Genomic DNA, 15,725 nt, shown 5'->3' on the forward strand with positions numbered 1-15,725 from the left:
CTAGTACTACCTCGTATCGACACAGTGGCTTTGTTTTGAAACAACAGGAAATTGATTTACTCGCTTTTGAACTTGCAAACCTTCGGCTCAAAGCCGATCTTACACTCGCGCCAAAGTATCCCTATTTCTCAGATAAACCCTACCCGCTTGGTCGCTGCTTAGAAATTCGCGATGAAATGTTTAAACTCGTCACAACTGAACTAAAACAAAATTCAGAATGTTTATCTGTACTCAGAAATTATATGCTTAGAGAAAATGCCGAGCTCAAAAAGGTATGGGGTTCACTGCGCGATGAATACTTTCAAAATGCAATGTTTGTAGGAGATTGGTATATAGATACTGCTAACGATACCGTGAACGCAAACAAACCCAGAGTTGAAATTAAGCCCATTGCACAATCAGGCTTTTCAGCCATCACCAGTTTCGAGCAGTTCGTGAAGATTGCCCGATCTTATTGGCAAGTGGATGTGTTTCAAAACACAGCCTTTCCAGCCATCGCACCTTATTTACCGTTAATTTGTGTCAACGCAAAAGGCGCTACTTGGCTAGCAGCGGCTAATGACGATATGATCAAAGTCGCTACCAACAGTGAATTTAAGCTATCTGAGCAAATCCTCTCCCAGCTACCAGAGCCAGACACTAACATAGTATCACGCTGGAAGCAGACCCTAACTGACATCGATTCTTTAGATGACATTTTATTACAAACAGGGAAGCCCGAAGGGTTTTGCCAGCTATACAGAACGGCTGCAAAAGCAGAAGATTTAACATTTAGAGATCGAGTCGTACGCGCCTACATGAGCTTGCCCAAAGGCGCGTAGCATAGTGAATTAGAAGGTAATGGGATAAGTCGGTTTTTCGTCAGTAATTTCCCATTTATCTTCTGTCGGTCTATCTACTCGACATTGATTTTGCTGTTGGAAGCAGCGGTCCTCACAGTTTTGCACTTGCATCGGATCAGAGTAATCTTTGCGGCAACTATGCGAGCACGAACGTGAATCGCCTTCGCAATCGACCGGCACATTGCTAACTCTAGTTGTAAAATGTCCACTACAGCCGCTAACAAACACAGCAGCGAACACGGTTGCTACCCATAATTTTGTTGTCATTGTTCGTCTCTCAAAAACACCGGTTCTTGGGCCTTTTGCGTCGCTTCTTCGCTAAAGCGGTATCCTGCAATATCAAACGCTTTCAAGCTTTCCAAATCCGATACTTGGTTCTCAATGATATACCTTGCCATCATACCGCGCGCTTTTTTCGCGTAAAAACTGATGACTTTGTATTGACCATTTTTACAATCTTTAAAGATAGGTGTGATAATCTCGCCTTTTAACGCTTTCTTATCTACCGCTTTAAAGTACTCGTTTGAAGCTAAGTTCACCAAGTATTGTGTTTGTGCCCCTTCCATGACCTTATTCAGTTTTTCGGCGATTATCGTGCCCCAAAACTCGTATAGGTTTTTGCCACGCGGGTTACTTAACTTTGTACCCATTTCTAAACGATAGGCCTGCATTAAGTCAAGTGGTTTTAGAATGCCATACAGCCCAGATAAGATACGTAAATGATTTTGCGCATAATTTAAATCAGCCTCAGTTAGGCTTTGCGCTTCTAAACCGACATATACATCGCCATTAAAAGCAAAAATAGCTTGTTTAGCATTGTCTTGTGTAAAGGGCTTTGACCACTCGGCAAACCTTGCCGCATTTAAGCCTGCGAGCTTGTCGCTTATCTTCATTAAGCTGCCGATCTGTTGTGGAGATAACTCACGACAAACTTGAATAAGTGACTCGCTATGCTCCAGCAACTCTGGCTGAGTATGCGTCTTGATTGGTGCGGGTGTTTCATAGTCTAGGTTTTTCGCAGGAGAGATAACTGTGATCATGGTTTGCCTATTGACTTAGCTAGTAATTAATGTCAATTTCAACACTATCCCCAAGTAACTTCAAGTGTTTGTCCGCTTTCACTTGGGTTTAAGTAATTCGCTGTAGAAAGTACAGCTTCGCTTTACAACTCGACCTTATATAACAATAACCTTAAATAGCGAGTGTGATATGTCGCCCGATACGGACATATGACCTATTCAGCCATTTAATGGTGTTGCAACATAAGGCGTCTAATATCACTTCGCTGTTATCAATATTGGAATGAGGAACACATGACTTCAGCATTAGATAGGCTAAAACAACATTCATCAATCGTCGCTGACACCGGTGACATTGAAGCCATCCGTAAGCTACAGCCAGAGGATGCAACGACCAACCCTTCTCTTTTACTTAAAGCAGCAGAGACGCCTGCTTATCAGCCTTATCTAACAGAAGCTTGGGATTATGCCAAAGCCAATGAAAGTGACGCTGACAAGCAATTAGCGCTTGCTTGTGACTATTTTGCCGTTGTGATTGGTAAAGAAATCGCGAACTCTGTGCCGGGATATATCTCAACCGAAGTAGACGCACGTTTATCTTTTGATACCGAAGCGACTATCGCAAAAGCAAAAACGCTATTAAATTTATATGAAGCGCAAGGCGTTAGCAAAGACAAAATCTTGATTAAGATTGCATCGACTTGGGAAGGTATTAAAGCCGCTGAAACACTGGAAAAAGAAGGTATTAAGTGTAACCTAACGCTACTATTTAGCGAAGCGCAAGCGCGTGCATGTGCCGATGCAAACGTATTTTTAATTTCGCCATTTGTTGGTCGTATTCTAGATTGGCACGTTGCCAATGGCTTAGAAAAACCAACTGACCCACTACAAGACCCGGGTGTGCAATCTGTTCGTAGTATTTTTGAATTCTATAAGCAGCACGGTTATAAAACCGTTGTAATGGGCGCCAGCTTCAGAAACACAGGTGAAATCCTAGCCCTAACGGGTTGTGATAAGCTCACGATTAGCCCTTCTTTATTAGAAGAGCTTGCTGCAATGCCTGCAAACGAAGATTACTTACTTGAAGCTGACTTTGAGCCTAAAGCAAAACCTGCAGCGCTTAGCGAAAGTGAGTTCCGCTGGTTACATAACCAAGATGCAATGGCCACTGAAAAGCTAGCTGAGGGTATCCGCTCATTTGCCGATGCGCAAGAAACACTAGTTGCACGCTTTAAAGCATTATAAGTGCCTTAAACATTCGAATTCAAAGCGCCGCATAATGCGGCGTTTTTTATAACTTTAAGCCCTACTCCACACTCTGCATTAAAACTCTCCTCCACGCCTTCTTTGACTTTCATCAAACTGTCACTTGCTTTTAACCCAAAAGACACAATTGTGTTTTATTTTTATCCCGTCTGTGGTATATCAATATCACTTGAAGTGAAAATTGATACCGCTACCTTCTGGTTTTGGTACAAAAAACAAGCAACATGGGGTTGTTTGTAACGTACTTTAGCTATCAGACTTTTATCGGTTCCTCATGTAGAGGTTTGCCAAATAGTATGAAGAAATCAACGGTGTCATTGCAGTTGTAGTACTAACAACAACCAAAGCAAATGTCACTTTAGGTTGTTTTTATCAATAGGAGATTTTCATGGATACCCTAGACGAGTTATTAGAATTATTAGAAAGTCCGGATACTAGGAAAAAAACTTCATCTAAGGGCAAAAAGAGAAAATGGCGTGAAATTGAAGCGCTAAAAGATAAACAGCGGCTACGCAAAGAACTACAGGAATTAGATATTTTCGCAGACAATGTTGATTTAGACGAATTTGATTTAAGCTAAAAAGAGCGCCCTTCACGGCGCTCTTTTTGGTTTCTATCTGCTATAGCTCGGCCAATCGCCAATCGATTGGCTGCTTACCCATTTGTGTGAGCAACTGATTGGTTTTACTGAAATGGCCACTTCCAAAGAAACCGCGATGTGCAGAGAGCGGCGAAGGATGTGGTGCGTGTAAAACATGGTGACGATTTGTGTCTATACTCTTACCCTTTTTCTGGGCGTGTGATCCCCAAAGCAAGAAAATAACACCTTCGCTGTGAGCATTCAGCTTTTCAATCACTACATCTGTAAAGCGCTCCCAGCCCAAATGCTTATGTGAATGGGCTTGGCCTTGTTCTACTGTCAACACCGTATTTAACAACAGCACGCCCTGCTTAGCCCAATCAATTAGGTAGCCGTGATTGGGTATGCGAAAACCATCAATATCCTGCACTAACTCTTTATACATATTATTTAACGACGGCGGCGGCTTAATCCCCGGCAGCACAGAGAAACATAGACCATGGGCTTGATTGGGGCCGTGGTAGGGGTCTTGCCCTAAAATTACCACTTTCACCTGATCGAAAGGCGTGACTTTGAACGCTTCAAATACCTGTTCATGGGGCGGAAACACATTTATACCTTGAGCGCGACGCTCTGCCACGTAATCCATGGTTTGTTTAAAGTAATCTTGTTGTTTTTCCTGACCTAACACGTCACTCCACGTTGTCATGCTTCACCTTTTTTCATCATATTATAATGGCTTCGAGAAACGTCGAGTTTACCACATAAATCCGATATTCCCTCGAGCATACGATAGCTATAGCGATGGAGCAGATCGGCATCTACCGAAATAGTTTGTTGATACTTTACCGCCGGGATCGACGGCCATTGCTGCCATGCAATTGCTTTAACTTCTTGTTTGGTCTTTTCTTCAGGGATCACAATCACTTGTGGTGATTTCAACAGAACATTCTCAATGCTAATTTGCGGATAGTCCGTGGTGGCGTCAGCAAAAACATTTTTCACATTACACACAGTAAAGACTTGCTGTAACCAACTTTCGCCTCCCACGGTCATCAGCGGTGATGGCCACAATTGATAAAATACAGCTAAGCTAGCGCTTTGTTTATACTGGTCTTTTAGCTCATTTAAACGTTTAGCAAATAAATCAGCCTGTTGCTGTGCTTGAGCTCCAAGGCCAGTAATTTTACCTAGGCGTAGCAACTCCTCGGGTAGTTTATCTAGATATTTCGCTTCACTGTAAATCACGTCAACACCAAAGCTTTCGAGCTTTTCAAGCATAGGAACGTGACTTGCATTTTTCCACGCAATGATAAGATCAGGCTTAAGTGCCAAAATTTTCTCAACCGAAATGCCTTGATAGTCGCCAACTTGAGGCAGTTGCTTGGCTGATTCTGGATAATCGGCATAGGCGACCGTGCCTACAATCCGCTCCCCAGCTCCTATTACATACAAATTTTCGACAATATGAGGCGCAAGCGCGATGATCCGCTCTGCGGGCTTAGCATTAACGCTAAAGGCCAAGCCTAGTACAATAAATAAGGCGAATTTTAGCATCAGTAGTCAAACCCTTTTTGCGCCTTAATGCCGGCCTCAAACGCATGCTTCACATTACGCACTTCACTCACGGTATCTGCAAGCTCGGTCAGGCGTCGATGTGCACCGCGTCCAGTTACAATCACTGACTGCATGCTAGGACGGTTTTCTAGCGCCGTTATGACTTCGTCCAAATCTAGATAGTCATAGCTCAACATATAGGTAATTTCATCGAGCAATACCAAGTCGATGCTTTCGTCTTGTAGCCATACTTTTGCTTGCTGCCATGTCGCCTGTGCAGCGGCAGTATCGGTTTCACGGTTTTGCGTTTCCCATGTAAAGCCCGTTTTCATGACCGCAAATGGTACGCCGACTTTTTCGAGCAGATTGCGTTCACCACAATCCCAGGTTCCTTTAATAAACTGCACAACTGCTGCGTTCATACCATGACCGACACAACGCGCAACGGTGCCAAAACCAGATGTTGACTTACCTTTACCGTTACCTGTGATCACTTGCAAAATGCCCTGCTCTTGCTGCGCTGCGGCAATTTTTTCATCGACTTGTTGTTTTACTTTTTGCTGTCGTTGCTGATGCTTATCTTGTTGTTCGCTCATGTTATTCCTCAATTATTTTCATCAATTTTTGCCAATCTAAATGTGCTTCACAGCTGTCGGCAAGACGCGTAATTTGCTGCTCTCTGTGCTTCGCTAAATCAATCGCGGCAGTGCCCGCTTGCTTACTACCGGCCCAAGACAAGATAGCCTGTGTGGCGGCGACCGTATCAAATAAACCATGTAAATAGGTGGCTGCAATTTGATTATCTCGGGAGATAAAACCGTCCTGCACATTGTTATTTGGATGTGTGTTAAATCGCAAGAATGGCACCTCTAGTGCCGCTCCAGAAGAAACCCCTGCATGGATCTCATAACCACAAATTTCAGCACTTTGCTCATCCAATTGACAAATGCCAGATACTTGCGTCAGTACTTTTTGTTCTGAGAGTGTGGTCTCAAAGTCAGCCAGACCAAGCCCAGCGACTTCACCGAGTGTTGATTCCACCGCATTTGGATCTCTGATGAACTTACCTAACATTTGCAAACCGCCACACACACCTAGTACCTTACCACCATATCTCAGGTGCCGTTTGATTTCTTCTGCCCAACCCTGTTTGCTTAAGAAGGTTAAATCGCTCAACACATTTTTACTGCCAGGCAATATGATTAGGTCACAAGGACCGATAGATTCTTGATAGCGTACATAACGCAAATCCACTTCAGGGTTTAAGCGCAAGGTGTCAAAGTCGGTGTGATTGCTAATATGAGGAAATAGTAAAACCCTAACACTTAACGATCCCCGTTCACAGATATTGTCCACCGTCACCGCATCTTCTGCATCGAGCGCTAAGCCGTGCAAATAGGGCAATACCCCAAGTACAGGCTTACCCGTTTTTTGCTCGAGCCAGTCAAGTCCTGATTGCAATAACGCAATATCACCACGGAAGCGATTGATCACAAACCCTTTCACCAAGCTTTGTTCATAGTCGCTTAATAGTGCAAGTGTGCCAACCAAGTGTGCGAACACCCCGCCTTTGTCGATATCAGCGATAATGATCACGGGGCACGCGACTTCACAGGCAAACCCCATATTGGCTATGTCATTTTCACGCAGATTGATCTCAGCAGGGCTCCCCGCCCCTTCCACTATGCACAGCTCAAATTGTTCGCTGAGGCGTTGATGTGAGGAAAGTACGGCGTCCAGCGCTACCTTTTTGTAATCATGATAAGCGGCTGCTTCCATATTGCTAATGGCTTTGCCGTGAATGATCACTTGTGCGCCAGTGTCGGAATTTGGCTTAAGTAAAATTGGATTAAAGTCTGTGGATAGCGGGACTTTTGCGGCTTCGGCTTGGAGTGCTTGTGCTCGACCAATTTCACCGCCGCAAGGTGTGACGGCACTATTTAGTGCCATATTTTGCGGCTTAAAAGGTGCAACCGATAAGCCTCTTCGTTGCAGCACCCGGCAAAGTCCCGCAACCAGTGTACTTTTACCGGCATCAGACGTGGTGCCCTGTACCATTAAGGTTTTCATACGTCTTGACCTTTTAAACATTGTGGCAAGCCTGCAATAACAAAATCGACTCTGTCGGCCACTTTAGCAATGTCTTGATGTAGCCAACCAGACTCATCAACAAACTCACGGCTTAGCTCGCCAAGCGGGATTATCCCATGCCCCACTTCATTACTCACCAAAATAACAGTGGCAACGCAGCTTTCTAGTGCCACCAGCAAATGCTCTTTTTTGTCTATGGTCGCGGCTTTACCCATTTCGCATAAGCCAAAACTCAGCCATAAGGTCAAACAATCGATAAGTAACAGCGTATCTTCGCGTGCAGTAGCAATAAGCTTATCAATATGCCATGGCTCTTCTACTAGATGCCAGCGGCTATCGCGCTGCATCTGGTGAGCAAACACTCGGCTTTTCATTTCTTCATCTTGAGCTTTTGCAGTTGCAACATAGTAAAGTTCGTTCACCGCACCTTGCTCTAACAATAGAATAGCGCGCTGCTCTGCCAAGCGACTCTTGCCTGAGCGAGCACCGCCCAGTATTAACTGTATTTGTGCCATTAGAGATGACCCACAATAAAAAGCAAAATAACAAGCTCAGCAAGTTGCTGCGCAGCCCCTAAACAGTCTCCGGTGTAACCACCAAGCTGAGCGTTAAACCATTTAATGCACACAAGTCTTAACACAAATAAGCAAGTACACAGCATCAGCAAGTCGAACAGTGAAAGCGCAAGCCATGGCCAACAGAAAATTAAAATCGCGATGGTAGTGAGCGTAAGGCGAGTCGCCGCAGCACTTGATAGATGTTTCGCTACCGGCTTAACTTTGCTCAGCTCATCAGCCTGTACATAGTTAAGTGCACCGATTAAAGACACCGCAAAGGCACGGCTGAGGCTATGGGCTAAAATAAGTGCAGCGAGTGTCACTGCAAAGTCATTAAAGAGCATGGCCAAAAGCGAAAATTTGGCCAATAACAGCAATATCAGCGCACAACTACCGTATGTACCAAGACGGCTATCTTTCATGATCTCAAGCTTTTGTTCACGACTCCAGCCACCGCCAAAACCGTCAAAAACATCGGCAAGACCATCTTCGTGAAAAGCCCCGGTAAGTAAAATACTCACAGCCAGTGCAACGACGGCGCCGAACATTGGCGCTACACTACTACCGGCAACATAGCCAAGTATGGCCGAGAAGCTAGCAACAAATAAACCAACTAAAGCAAAGTAACCACTCACTTCGTTAAGTTCATCAGATGAAGGGGCAGGATCCAAACGAATTGGCACCCGCGTTAAAAACATCACAGCAAGCTTAAACAGTCGCCACTCTTGTTGCCACTGCATTATGCGTCTACCACTTGCGTAACATGGGCATCGGCAAAGCTTGCCATTTCGCAAAAAAAGCCTAGCGCAGCTTGTAATAATGGAAGCGCTAGAGCGGCGCCCGTTCCCTCACCCAAGCGCATATTTAAATACAGTAATGGCTCAGCGTTTAACTGCTCTAACATTAACTTATGGCCTTGCTCCATAGAGCCGTGAGCAAACACCATATATTGCTTACTATGTGGTGCTATTCTACTTGCCAACATAGCCGCTGCGGTGGAGATGAAGCCATCCACTATAATCACTTTTTGTGCACGAGCAACCGCCAGCATGGCACCAACCATTTGCACAATTTCAAAGCCACCTAGGCGCTGTAAAATTTGTTCTGGCGTCGCAAGCTTATCTTGATGATATTCTAGAGCCTGTTTGATAAGTGCCCGTTTTTTGCAAAGCGTTTCATCGTCAATGCCTGTACCGCGCCCCACACATAATTCCACACTCGCCCCGCTGAGCGCCGCTAAAATTGCAGCTGCAGAACTGGTGTTGCCAATCCCCATTTCACCAAAAGCAATCACGTTGCTACCCGCTTCAATAGCGGACATCACCACTTGCTCTCCATATTCAAGTCCTTGTTTGAGCTGCATTTCACTCATCGCAGGCTGTTTATGGAAGGCATGAGTAATATCGCCAAGTCGCTGTGAGCGCAAATTCGGCGCAGGCTCACATGGCACTAATGTGCCACAATCTACTACGGTTAACTGCCAACCAAGTTGTCGACAAAAGACGTTGATCGCTGCACCGCCCTGCACAAAGTTTGCAACCATTTGCCCAGTCACTTCGCTTGGCGCAATAGAAACACCTTGACTTGCAATACCATGGTCGCCCGCAAAAACAAACATTGTAGGGCGTGTTATTGCTAACTGATCTACGTCTAATTGCGCCTGCCCTTGTGAGAAGATCTGTACTAGCTGCGCAGCCAAAGCTTCAAGCTTACCTAGCGCACCTAGCGGTTTGGTTTTTAAGTCAATGCGCTGTTGAATAAGCGTGTTTAAGCGAGTATCTAACGGTTTAACCATGGGTAACTCCGACGCCTCCAGAGCGGCGATTTTTGAAAATAAGCAATGCTAAGAAGAACACGCTGCCAATGGCGGCGGTAATCACACCCACAGGAAGTTCCTGATTATCGATAAGCGTGCGCGACAATACATCCACCCATAGCATCAAAAGCGAACCGCACAGCGCGGTGGCCACAAGCCCAATGACCTTTGCTTGCGAGATAAAAAAGCGCACGATATGCGGGATCATCAAGCCTACAAATCCGACTCCGCCGCACGCAGCCACAAGTACTGCAGTGAGTAAAGAGCTCAATAACAACATACCTATTCGCACTCGTCCTACATTCACGCCAAGCGTGGTGGCGCTTTCATCTCCGAGCAACAAGGCGTTGAGTGGCCGACGCATCACTAAAAGCGTGATAAAACTCAGCAACACGACCAAACATGGAAGCCATAGCCATTGCCAGCTCGCCCTTGCAAATGAGCCTAGATTCCAAAACAAGATTGCACTGATGGCTTGAGGGTCACTCCAATAAAGCAACAAGCTGGTAAAGGCACTGAACAGAAAAGAAAGTGCGACGCCCGCCAAGAGCATAGTTTCCACCTGCTGTAGTGCATTGCGCTTTGCTACAAATAAAAGCAGTATGATCGACAGCAAACTTCCGACAAATGCAGCCCCAGACATCATTAGGCTAGACTGTGCACCAAATAGCGCAATAAGCACCACCACACCGAATGAAGCACCTGAAGAAATACCAAATAAATAAGGATCAGCTAGCGGGTTACGCGTCACGGTTTGCAAAATAAGACCCGCTATCGCCAGTCCTGCTCCCGCACTCATCGCCAGTAACGTCCGTGGCAGACGAAGTTCAACTACCACCCGTTGTTGAAGTACGTTGGGATCGAAATTAATAATCGCTTGTATAACCGTATGCCAAGATAAATCAATCGCACCGATCTTAAGTGCCATCAGCATGCTAAAACAGCATAAGCTCAATAACAGTATCGAGATCAACGCGATCCGCTTTGCGGCAATCATAACTGATACCCGTAATGAAAGCGTATATGTGGGATCTCACCGTTATTTGGCGGATGACGGACAGTAGAAACCTCTGCACATACCCCAAAAACTTGGCTTAATAGGGTTTCGTTAATGACTTCAAGTGGCGACCCATCTGCAACCAGCTCACCGTTATTTAATACTAATAAGCGATCGCACAAGGCGCTAGCCAAATTTAAGTCGTGAAAAGACGCAATGATAGTAACACCAAGCTGTTTGGCCAGCTCCATAATTTGGATTTGATATTTAATGTCCAAATGGCTGGTGGGCTCATCCATTATCAATACTTGAGGCGCTTGCACCATGGCACGTGCGATCATTGCCCTTTGCCTCTCCCCGCCAGACAAGGAGCTAAAACATTGCTCCAACTTATGGCTCAATCCAACCTGCTCAATGGCATGTAAGATTGCCTGTTTTTCAGCAGCCGTCGTTGTCGCGAGCAGTGATTTGTTCGGTGTTAGACCCATCAATACCATATCAAATAATGGCAGAGAAAACTCAGCGGGGATGTCTTGTAGCACCACAGCAACATGTCTCGCGTAGGCCTTACGTCCATAACTAGCTAGCGGCTTACCGTTGAAAAATAGCGTCCCAGAGCTTGGTGCTGTGTATTGATATAAAGTGCGCAGCAAAGTCGACTTTCCAGCACCATTCGGTCCGAGCAAACCAATAAATTCACCCGAATTAATAGCAAAGCTGAGTGCCTTTAAGATGGCTTTACCACCAAGCTGCACGCTAAGTTTATCGACTTGAAACTGTGGAGTAACTGCCATAGCACCTCTGACTGGGCACGGCAAAGTAGTAGCTTATAGACAAGCGACAACTTTGACTTAAGTCTGCCCGCTTAAGTATATAGATAGGCCTTGGTATCTGACTTATGCAAGAGCCAAGGCTCAAGCACTTACAGTTGCGGGGACAGTTGAGGACTCACACCTCATTCCCAATATCTGCCTATCACGAAATTTGCAATATTATGAAGTCTAGACGTCTAAAATACAACTTTTGGCCAAGCGGTTTGGCTGCTGTCGTAAAACACCTCAACTTTTACTATACCCGCATAGGGAATATCTATCTTCGCTTGGTATGCGGTAAGTTCGGGCGATAGGTCAAGAATAAGTGCTACAAGCGCTTTTATTACTCCTGCATGCGCAACAACAGCGATACACTCTTCACTTGGCGACGCCAAAATGCTGTGCCACCACGTGGTGACCCGATGATGAAAATCATACATAGACTCGCCCTCAGGAGGCGTGTGCAGCCAAGGGTTTTGCCAAAAATCGCCAATACTTGGAGATTGGGTTTCTCGCCAAAGCGTATCATAAGGTTGTCCATCCCATAAACCAAAATCAAATTCGGCGAGATTTGGCTCCACCTCAACAGGGAGTTGATACTGCTTTGCAAAAGCGTTAGCAGTATTCAGGCAGCGCTTTCTTGGAGAGCTAATAATTCGCTGCAGGCCACTTAGGCTCGTTAATGATTGCAGCAATTGCTGAGCACCTATGTTACTGAGTTCGGGATCTGTCACTCCAAGTAAATGGCCTGATAGAGTCGTTTCACCATGACGAACAAAATATAGCTGCCGCTGCATTTTTACTTAACCTGAGGTTTGTTACCCAAAAAGCAAAAACGCAAGCTAAGCTTGCGTTTTCAATTGATATCATTCTACGATTACAGGATCTGGTTTTCTTTCCACATCTCTTCTTTTGCTAACCGCTTTTTGCGTTTGTCGCATGGATCGTCGCAATCACAAATTTTGTCAATGCCCATTGAGCCCAAACCACCACAGCTACTGGCCATGGATTTCTTTTGTACGATAACGCCTACTGCCATCGCAACAGCGATAAGCATAAGTAAACCGAAAGTAAGGAGGAATAAAGACATTATCTAGCCCCTTTTATTGCTACATTGAATTGAGTGACGACGCGCAAATTATACGCTTTCATGACGTCACTCACAATTAAATTATGGGGTGTTGTGCAGCTTAATTCAAGTACGGCTGAAAAGCTTCACTCGCGTAACTCTTGATCCCTTCTGGACTTTTATACATCAAATACACGGGGAGTTGATGCTCAGTGGCATAAGCCTTTGCACGCTCCGTGCCCATCACAGTCAATGCTGTTGCTAGGCCATCAGCCGTCATCGCAGATGGATGTAATACCGTTACCGATACCAGCTCATGTTTAACTGGGCGACCCGTTGTTGGGTCAATAAGGTGTGTAAAGGTTTCACCATCCATTTCATAAAAAATACGATAGTCACCTGAAGTTGCAATACCGTTTTTGCCTGGCTCTATCACGCGATGAATTTGGCGTTGACCAACAGGCGCATCGGGTTTCTCGATAGCAATACGCCACTCACCATCCGGCTTCTTGCCAGAAACGCGTAGCTCACCGCCGATTTCAACCATATAGTCATGAATATCATGGTTTTCAATCACCTCAGCGACCTTATCAATGCCATAACCTTTAGCGGTTGCTGAGAATGATAACTCGAGCCCAGCGATTGTTTTAGCAAGGCCGCTGTCATTTAATACAAGTTTATCGACACCGATACGAGTACGCATATCGTCTAACTCTGACTGTGACGGACGCATTGTTGGCCTTTTGTCAGGACCAAACCCCCACAAATCGATAAGCGGTCCCATGGTAACATCAAGCGTTTTGGTCGACTTCCCAAGGCGGATAGATTCTGCAACTACCAAGCGAAAGTCTTCACTGATAGGCATCACGGTATTCGCTGCTAAACGATTGAACTGGTTAATCTCAGAGTCTGGGATATAGGTGGACATAGATTGATTAACAGCCTTTAATGCTTGCTCAACCTCATCATGCAACTGCGCTTGTCCGAGCGGCTTTTCACCGGGGAATACTTTGATGTTGTATGTCGTGCCCATAGTTTTACCAGACAGCACGATTTCCTTGGTTTCAGGTTTTGCGTCTTGGCACCCTGCTAAAAAAACAAATAAAAACGAAATAATAAAAAATCTAGATAAAAAAGCGTAACTTGCTTGCATCTGAATTCCCTGAGTTTAGTACCAACGGGTATAAAAAAGCCCTCGAGCAAAGCATTTTGCTGGAGGGCTTATATCCTAACTTAAGTTCATTGTTAGACCGAAACCTAATTAACCACCGAAGTCATCAAGTAGGATGTTTTCGTCTTCAACACCTAAGTCTTTAAGCATGTTAATAACTGCTGCGTTCATCATTGGAGGACCACACATGTAGAACTCACAATCTTCTGGCGCTTCATGGTCTTTAAGATAGTTTTCAAAAAGTACGTTATGAATGAAGCCAGTGTAACCTTCCCAGTTATCCTCAGGTTGAGGGTCTGAAAGGGCAACATGCCATTCGAAGTTATCATTTTCTTCAGCTAGGCCGTCAAAGTCTTCCACATAGAACATTTCACGCTTAGAACGAGCACCGTACCAGAAAGACATCTTACGCTTAGAGTTAAGACGTTTAAGCTGATCGAAGATGTGCGAACGCATTGGTGCCATACCAGCACCACCACCAACGAATACCATTTCTGCATCAGTGTCTTTCGCGAAGAACTCACCGAATGGACCAGAAATAGTGACCTTATCACCTTCTTTTAGTGACCAGATGTACGATGACATCTTACCACAAGGTAATGTTAGGTTATTTGGCGGCGGAGTTGCGATACGTACGTTTAGCATGATGATGCCAAACTCTTCTGGGTAGTTAGCCATTGAGTAAGCACGGATCGTTTCGTCGTCAACTTTAGACTCTAGCTTAAAGAAACCAAAACGTTCCCAGTCAGCACGATATTCTTCAGGAATATCAAAGTCTGCATATTTAACATGGTGAGCTGGTGCTTCAATCTGAATGTAACCACCTGCACGGAAAGGTACAACTTCACCTTCAGGGATGCCTAGTTTTAGCTCCTTGATGAAAGTTGCTTTGTTATCGTTAGAGATAACTGTACATTCCCACTTTTTAACACCGAAGATTGATTCTTCAACTTCGATTTCCATGTCGTTTTTAACATTCACCTGACACGCCAGACGACAGCCTTCACGTGCTTCACCTTTAGAGATGTGGTCAAGTTCGGTTGGTAGAATATCACCACCACCCTCTTTAATATGTACGCGACACTGGCCACATGAACCACCGCCACCACATGCAGACGATACGAAAATACCCGCGTTTGCAAGTGCACCTAATAGCTTACCGCCAGCAGGAGTCTTGATCGCTTTTTCAGGATCGCCGTTAATATCAATTGTAACGTCACCGCTTGCTACAAGCTTCGATTTCGCTGCAATGATGATAAGCACTAGCATCACAACGATAGCGATGAACATGCTTACGCCTAATACAATAGTTTCCATCGTATAGTTTCCTCGCTACCTTACAGTGAAATACCAGAGAATGACATGAAGCCAAAGCCCATTAGACCTACAGTAACAAAGGTAATACCTAAGCCACGTAAACCATCAGGAACATCTGCATACTTCATCTTCTCACGAATACCTGCTAACAATACGATAGCAAGTGCCCAACCCACACCTGAACCTAGACCATAAACTACAGATTCACCGAAGTTTAGGTTACGCTCAACCATGAATGATACCGCACCGAAAATCGCACAGTTAACTGTGATTAGCGGTAAGAAGATACCTAGCGCGTTGTATAGAGCTGGGAAGAACTTGTCCAATGTCATTTCTAGAATTTGAACAAGCGCTGCGATTACACCGATAAACGTCAAGAAGCGTAGAAAGCTAAGATCCACTTCAGGGAAGCCTAACCACTCTAGGGCACCTGGCGCTAGCACTGCGTGGTAAACTAAGTTGTTTACTGGTACAGAAATACCTAGCACAACGATTACCGCAATACCTAGACCTAGCGACGTGGTTACTTTCTTAGATACCGCCAAGAAAGTACACATACCTAAGAAGAAAGATAAAGCTAAGTTTTCAATGAAAACTGCTTTGATAAATAAATTAATATATTGTTCCATCT

Annotated in this window: 19 protein-coding genes and 1 riboswitch; of the genes, 3 read left to right on the forward strand and 16 right to left on the reverse strand. The window is 44.9% G+C overall.

The window, feature by feature from the left end; translation table 11 throughout:
- Positions 1-35: 35 nt before the first annotated feature.
- Positions 36-821, forward strand: a complete 786-nt coding sequence (locus DRB05_RS19905; protein ID WP_128728463.1) for a hypothetical protein — start codon at positions 36-38, stop codon at positions 819-821.
- A 9-nt stretch (positions 822-830) separates the two neighbouring features.
- Here DRB05_RS19905 and DRB05_RS19910 read toward each other — a convergent pair whose 3' ends face one another.
- Positions 831-1,109 carry a hypothetical protein gene (locus DRB05_RS19910; RefSeq protein WP_128728464.1) on the reverse strand — a complete coding sequence of 93 codons (279 nt, stop codon included), beginning with the start codon at positions 1,107-1,109 and terminating at the stop codon, positions 831-833.
- Positions 1,106-1,882: a peroxide stress protein YaaA gene (gene yaaA / locus DRB05_RS19915; RefSeq protein ID WP_128728465.1), complete on the reverse strand. Its 777-nt coding sequence runs from the start codon at positions 1,880-1,882 to the stop codon at positions 1,106-1,108. The genes DRB05_RS19910 and yaaA overlap by 4 nt, the downstream gene beginning before the upstream one ends.
- Positions 1,883-2,155: 273 nt before the next feature.
- Between yaaA and tal the strand changes: the two genes are divergently transcribed.
- Together tal and DRB05_RS19925 are read left to right on the forward strand one after the other, a co-directional pair.
- On the forward strand, positions 2,156-3,106 hold the full coding sequence (tal, locus tag DRB05_RS19920) for a transaldolase (protein ID WP_128728466.1): 951 nt from the start codon (positions 2,156-2,158) through the stop codon (positions 3,104-3,106).
- A 409-nt stretch (positions 3,107-3,515) separates the two neighbouring features.
- Positions 3,516-3,707: a DUF3545 family protein gene (locus tag DRB05_RS19925; RefSeq protein ID WP_128728467.1), complete on the forward strand. Its 192-nt coding sequence runs from the start codon at positions 3,516-3,518 to the stop codon at positions 3,705-3,707.
- Between the two features lie 40 nt (positions 3,708-3,747).
- Here the strand turns inward: DRB05_RS19925 and ung are convergent, their stop codons facing one another.
- The 14 genes from ung to nqrE all read right to left on the reverse strand — a co-directional run bounded on the left by ung (position 3,748) and on the right by nqrE (position 15,723).
- Positions 3,748-4,416 carry a uracil-DNA glycosylase gene (gene ung, locus DRB05_RS19930; protein WP_128728468.1) on the reverse strand — a complete coding sequence of 223 codons (669 nt, stop codon included), beginning with the start codon at positions 4,414-4,416 and terminating at the stop codon, positions 3,748-3,750.
- Positions 4,413-5,264: a cobalamin-binding protein gene (locus DRB05_RS19935; protein ID WP_128728469.1), complete on the reverse strand. Its 852-nt coding sequence runs from the start codon at positions 5,262-5,264 to the stop codon at positions 4,413-4,415. Before DRB05_RS19935 ends, ung begins: the two co-directional genes overlap by 4 nt.
- Positions 5,264-5,860 carry a cob(I)yrinic acid a,c-diamide adenosyltransferase gene (cobO, locus tag DRB05_RS19940; RefSeq protein ID WP_128728470.1) on the reverse strand — a complete coding sequence of 199 codons (597 nt, stop codon included), beginning with the start codon at positions 5,858-5,860 and terminating at the stop codon, positions 5,264-5,266. The genes DRB05_RS19935 and cobO overlap by 1 nt, the downstream gene beginning before the upstream one ends.
- A gap of 1 nt (position 5,861) precedes the next feature.
- A complete protein-coding gene (locus tag DRB05_RS19945) occupies positions 5,862-7,334 on the reverse strand; it encodes a cobyric acid synthase (protein WP_128728471.1) in 1,473 nt (490 codons plus the stop codon).
- Positions 7,331-7,870: a bifunctional adenosylcobinamide kinase/adenosylcobinamide-phosphate guanylyltransferase gene (gene cobU / locus DRB05_RS19950; protein ID WP_128728472.1), complete on the reverse strand. Its 540-nt coding sequence runs from the start codon at positions 7,868-7,870 to the stop codon at positions 7,331-7,333. The genes DRB05_RS19945 and cobU overlap by 4 nt, the downstream gene beginning before the upstream one ends.
- On the reverse strand, positions 7,870-8,652 hold the full coding sequence (locus DRB05_RS19955; protein WP_128728473.1) for an adenosylcobinamide-GDP ribazoletransferase: 783 nt from the start codon (positions 8,650-8,652) through the stop codon (positions 7,870-7,872). Before DRB05_RS19955 ends, cobU begins: the two co-directional genes overlap by 1 nt.
- Positions 8,652-9,707, reverse strand: coding sequence for a nicotinate-nucleotide--dimethylbenzimidazole phosphoribosyltransferase (gene cobT, locus DRB05_RS19960; RefSeq protein ID WP_128728474.1), 1,056 nt, complete (start codon positions 9,705-9,707; stop codon positions 8,652-8,654). The genes DRB05_RS19955 and cobT overlap by 1 nt, the downstream gene beginning before the upstream one ends.
- Positions 9,700-10,725 carry an iron ABC transporter permease gene (locus DRB05_RS19965; protein WP_128728475.1) on the reverse strand — a complete coding sequence of 342 codons (1,026 nt, stop codon included), beginning with the start codon at positions 10,723-10,725 and terminating at the stop codon, positions 9,700-9,702. Before DRB05_RS19965 ends, cobT begins: the two co-directional genes overlap by 8 nt.
- Entirely contained in the window at positions 10,722-11,519 is a 798-nt protein-coding gene (locus DRB05_RS19970; RefSeq protein ID WP_128728476.1) for an ABC transporter ATP-binding protein, read from the reverse strand. Before DRB05_RS19970 ends, DRB05_RS19965 begins: the two co-directional genes overlap by 4 nt.
- 69 nt (positions 11,520-11,588) lie before the next feature.
- Positions 11,589-11,744: riboswitch (cobalamin riboswitch) on the reverse strand.
- The gene (locus DRB05_RS19975) at positions 11,735-12,334 is read right to left on the reverse strand and encodes a histidine phosphatase family protein (RefSeq protein ID WP_128728477.1); all 600 of its coding nucleotides are present in this window, start codon (positions 12,332-12,334) and stop codon (positions 11,735-11,737) included. (Overlaps the previous riboswitch by 10 nt.)
- 80 nt (positions 12,335-12,414) lie before the next feature.
- Positions 12,415-12,627, reverse strand: a complete 213-nt coding sequence (gene nqrM, locus DRB05_RS19980) for a (Na+)-NQR maturation NqrM (protein WP_010372193.1) — start codon at positions 12,625-12,627, stop codon at positions 12,415-12,417.
- 100 nt (positions 12,628-12,727) lie between these two features.
- Positions 12,728-13,759, reverse strand: a complete 1,032-nt coding sequence (locus DRB05_RS19985; protein WP_128728478.1) for an FAD:protein FMN transferase — start codon at positions 13,757-13,759, stop codon at positions 12,728-12,730.
- A gap of 108 nt (positions 13,760-13,867) precedes the next feature.
- The gene (gene nqrF, locus DRB05_RS19990) at positions 13,868-15,094 is read right to left on the reverse strand and encodes an NADH:ubiquinone reductase (Na(+)-transporting) subunit F (RefSeq protein WP_128728479.1); all 1,227 of its coding nucleotides are present in this window, start codon (positions 15,092-15,094) and stop codon (positions 13,868-13,870) included.
- Positions 15,095-15,114: 20 nt separating this feature from the next.
- Positions 15,115-15,723 (reverse strand): NADH:ubiquinone reductase (Na(+)-transporting) subunit E, encoded by a 609-nt coding sequence (gene nqrE / locus DRB05_RS19995; RefSeq protein WP_088529916.1) that lies wholly within the window; start codon positions 15,721-15,723, stop codon positions 15,115-15,117.
- Positions 15,724-15,725: the final 2 nt, after the last annotated feature.

Origin of the sequence: Pseudoalteromonas sp. A757 (genome assembly GCF_004103285.1) — a bacterium.
Taxonomy (GTDB): Bacteria; Pseudomonadota; Gammaproteobacteria; order Enterobacterales; family Alteromonadaceae; genus Pseudoalteromonas; species Pseudoalteromonas galatheae.

What these genes read in the sequence shown, in the direction of transcription:
- DRB05_RS19910 (WP_128728464.1), bottom strand. Translation starts at nt 1,109, where the DNA reads ATGACAACAAAATTATGGGTAGCAACCGTGTTCGCTGCTGTGTTTGTT.
- yaaA (WP_128728465.1), bottom strand. Translation starts at nt 1,882, where the DNA reads ATGATCACAGTTATCTCTCCTGCGAAAAACCTAGACTATGAAACACCC.
- tal (WP_128728466.1), top strand. Translation starts at nt 2,156, where the DNA reads ATGACTTCAGCATTAGATAGGCTAAAACAACATTCATCAATCGTCGCT.
- DRB05_RS19925 (WP_128728467.1), top strand. Translation starts at nt 3,516, where the DNA reads ATGGATACCCTAGACGAGTTATTAGAATTATTAGAAAGTCCGGATACT.
- ung (WP_128728468.1), bottom strand. Translation starts at nt 4,416, where the DNA reads ATGACAACGTGGAGTGACGTGTTAGGTCAGGAAAAACAACAAGATTAC.
- DRB05_RS19935 (WP_128728469.1), bottom strand. Translation starts at nt 5,264, where the DNA reads ATGCTAAAATTCGCCTTATTTATTGTACTAGGCTTGGCCTTTAGCGTT.
- cobO (WP_128728470.1), bottom strand. Translation starts at nt 5,860, where the DNA reads ATGAGCGAACAACAAGATAAGCATCAGCAACGACAGCAAAAAGTAAAA.
- DRB05_RS19945 (WP_128728471.1), bottom strand. Translation starts at nt 7,334, where the DNA reads ATGAAAACCTTAATGGTACAGGGCACCACGTCTGATGCCGGTAAAAGT.
- cobU (WP_128728472.1), bottom strand. Translation starts at nt 7,870, where the DNA reads ATGGCACAAATACAGTTAATACTGGGCGGTGCTCGCTCAGGCAAGAGT.
- DRB05_RS19955 (WP_128728473.1), bottom strand. Translation starts at nt 8,652, where the DNA reads ATGCAGTGGCAACAAGAGTGGCGACTGTTTAAGCTTGCTGTGATGTTT.
- cobT (WP_128728474.1), bottom strand. Translation starts at nt 9,707, where the DNA reads ATGGTTAAACCGTTAGATACTCGCTTAAACACGCTTATTCAACAGCGC.
- DRB05_RS19965 (WP_128728475.1), bottom strand. Translation starts at nt 10,725, where the DNA reads ATGATTGCCGCAAAGCGGATCGCGTTGATCTCGATACTGTTATTGAGC.
- DRB05_RS19970 (WP_128728476.1), bottom strand. Translation starts at nt 11,519, where the DNA reads ATGGCAGTTACTCCACAGTTTCAAGTCGATAAACTTAGCGTGCAGCTT.
- DRB05_RS19975 (WP_128728477.1), bottom strand. Translation starts at nt 12,334, where the DNA reads ATGCAGCGGCAGCTATATTTTGTTCGTCATGGTGAAACGACTCTATCA.
- nqrM (WP_010372193.1), bottom strand. Translation starts at nt 12,627, where the DNA reads ATGTCTTTATTCCTCCTTACTTTCGGTTTACTTATGCTTATCGCTGTT.
- DRB05_RS19985 (WP_128728478.1), bottom strand. Translation starts at nt 13,759, where the DNA reads ATGCAAGCAAGTTACGCTTTTTTATCTAGATTTTTTATTATTTCGTTT.
- nqrF (WP_128728479.1), bottom strand. Translation starts at nt 15,094, where the DNA reads ATGGAAACTATTGTATTAGGCGTAAGCATGTTCATCGCTATCGTTGTG.
- nqrE (WP_088529916.1), bottom strand. Translation starts at nt 15,723, where the DNA reads ATGGAACAATATATTAATTTATTTATCAAAGCAGTTTTCATTGAAAAC.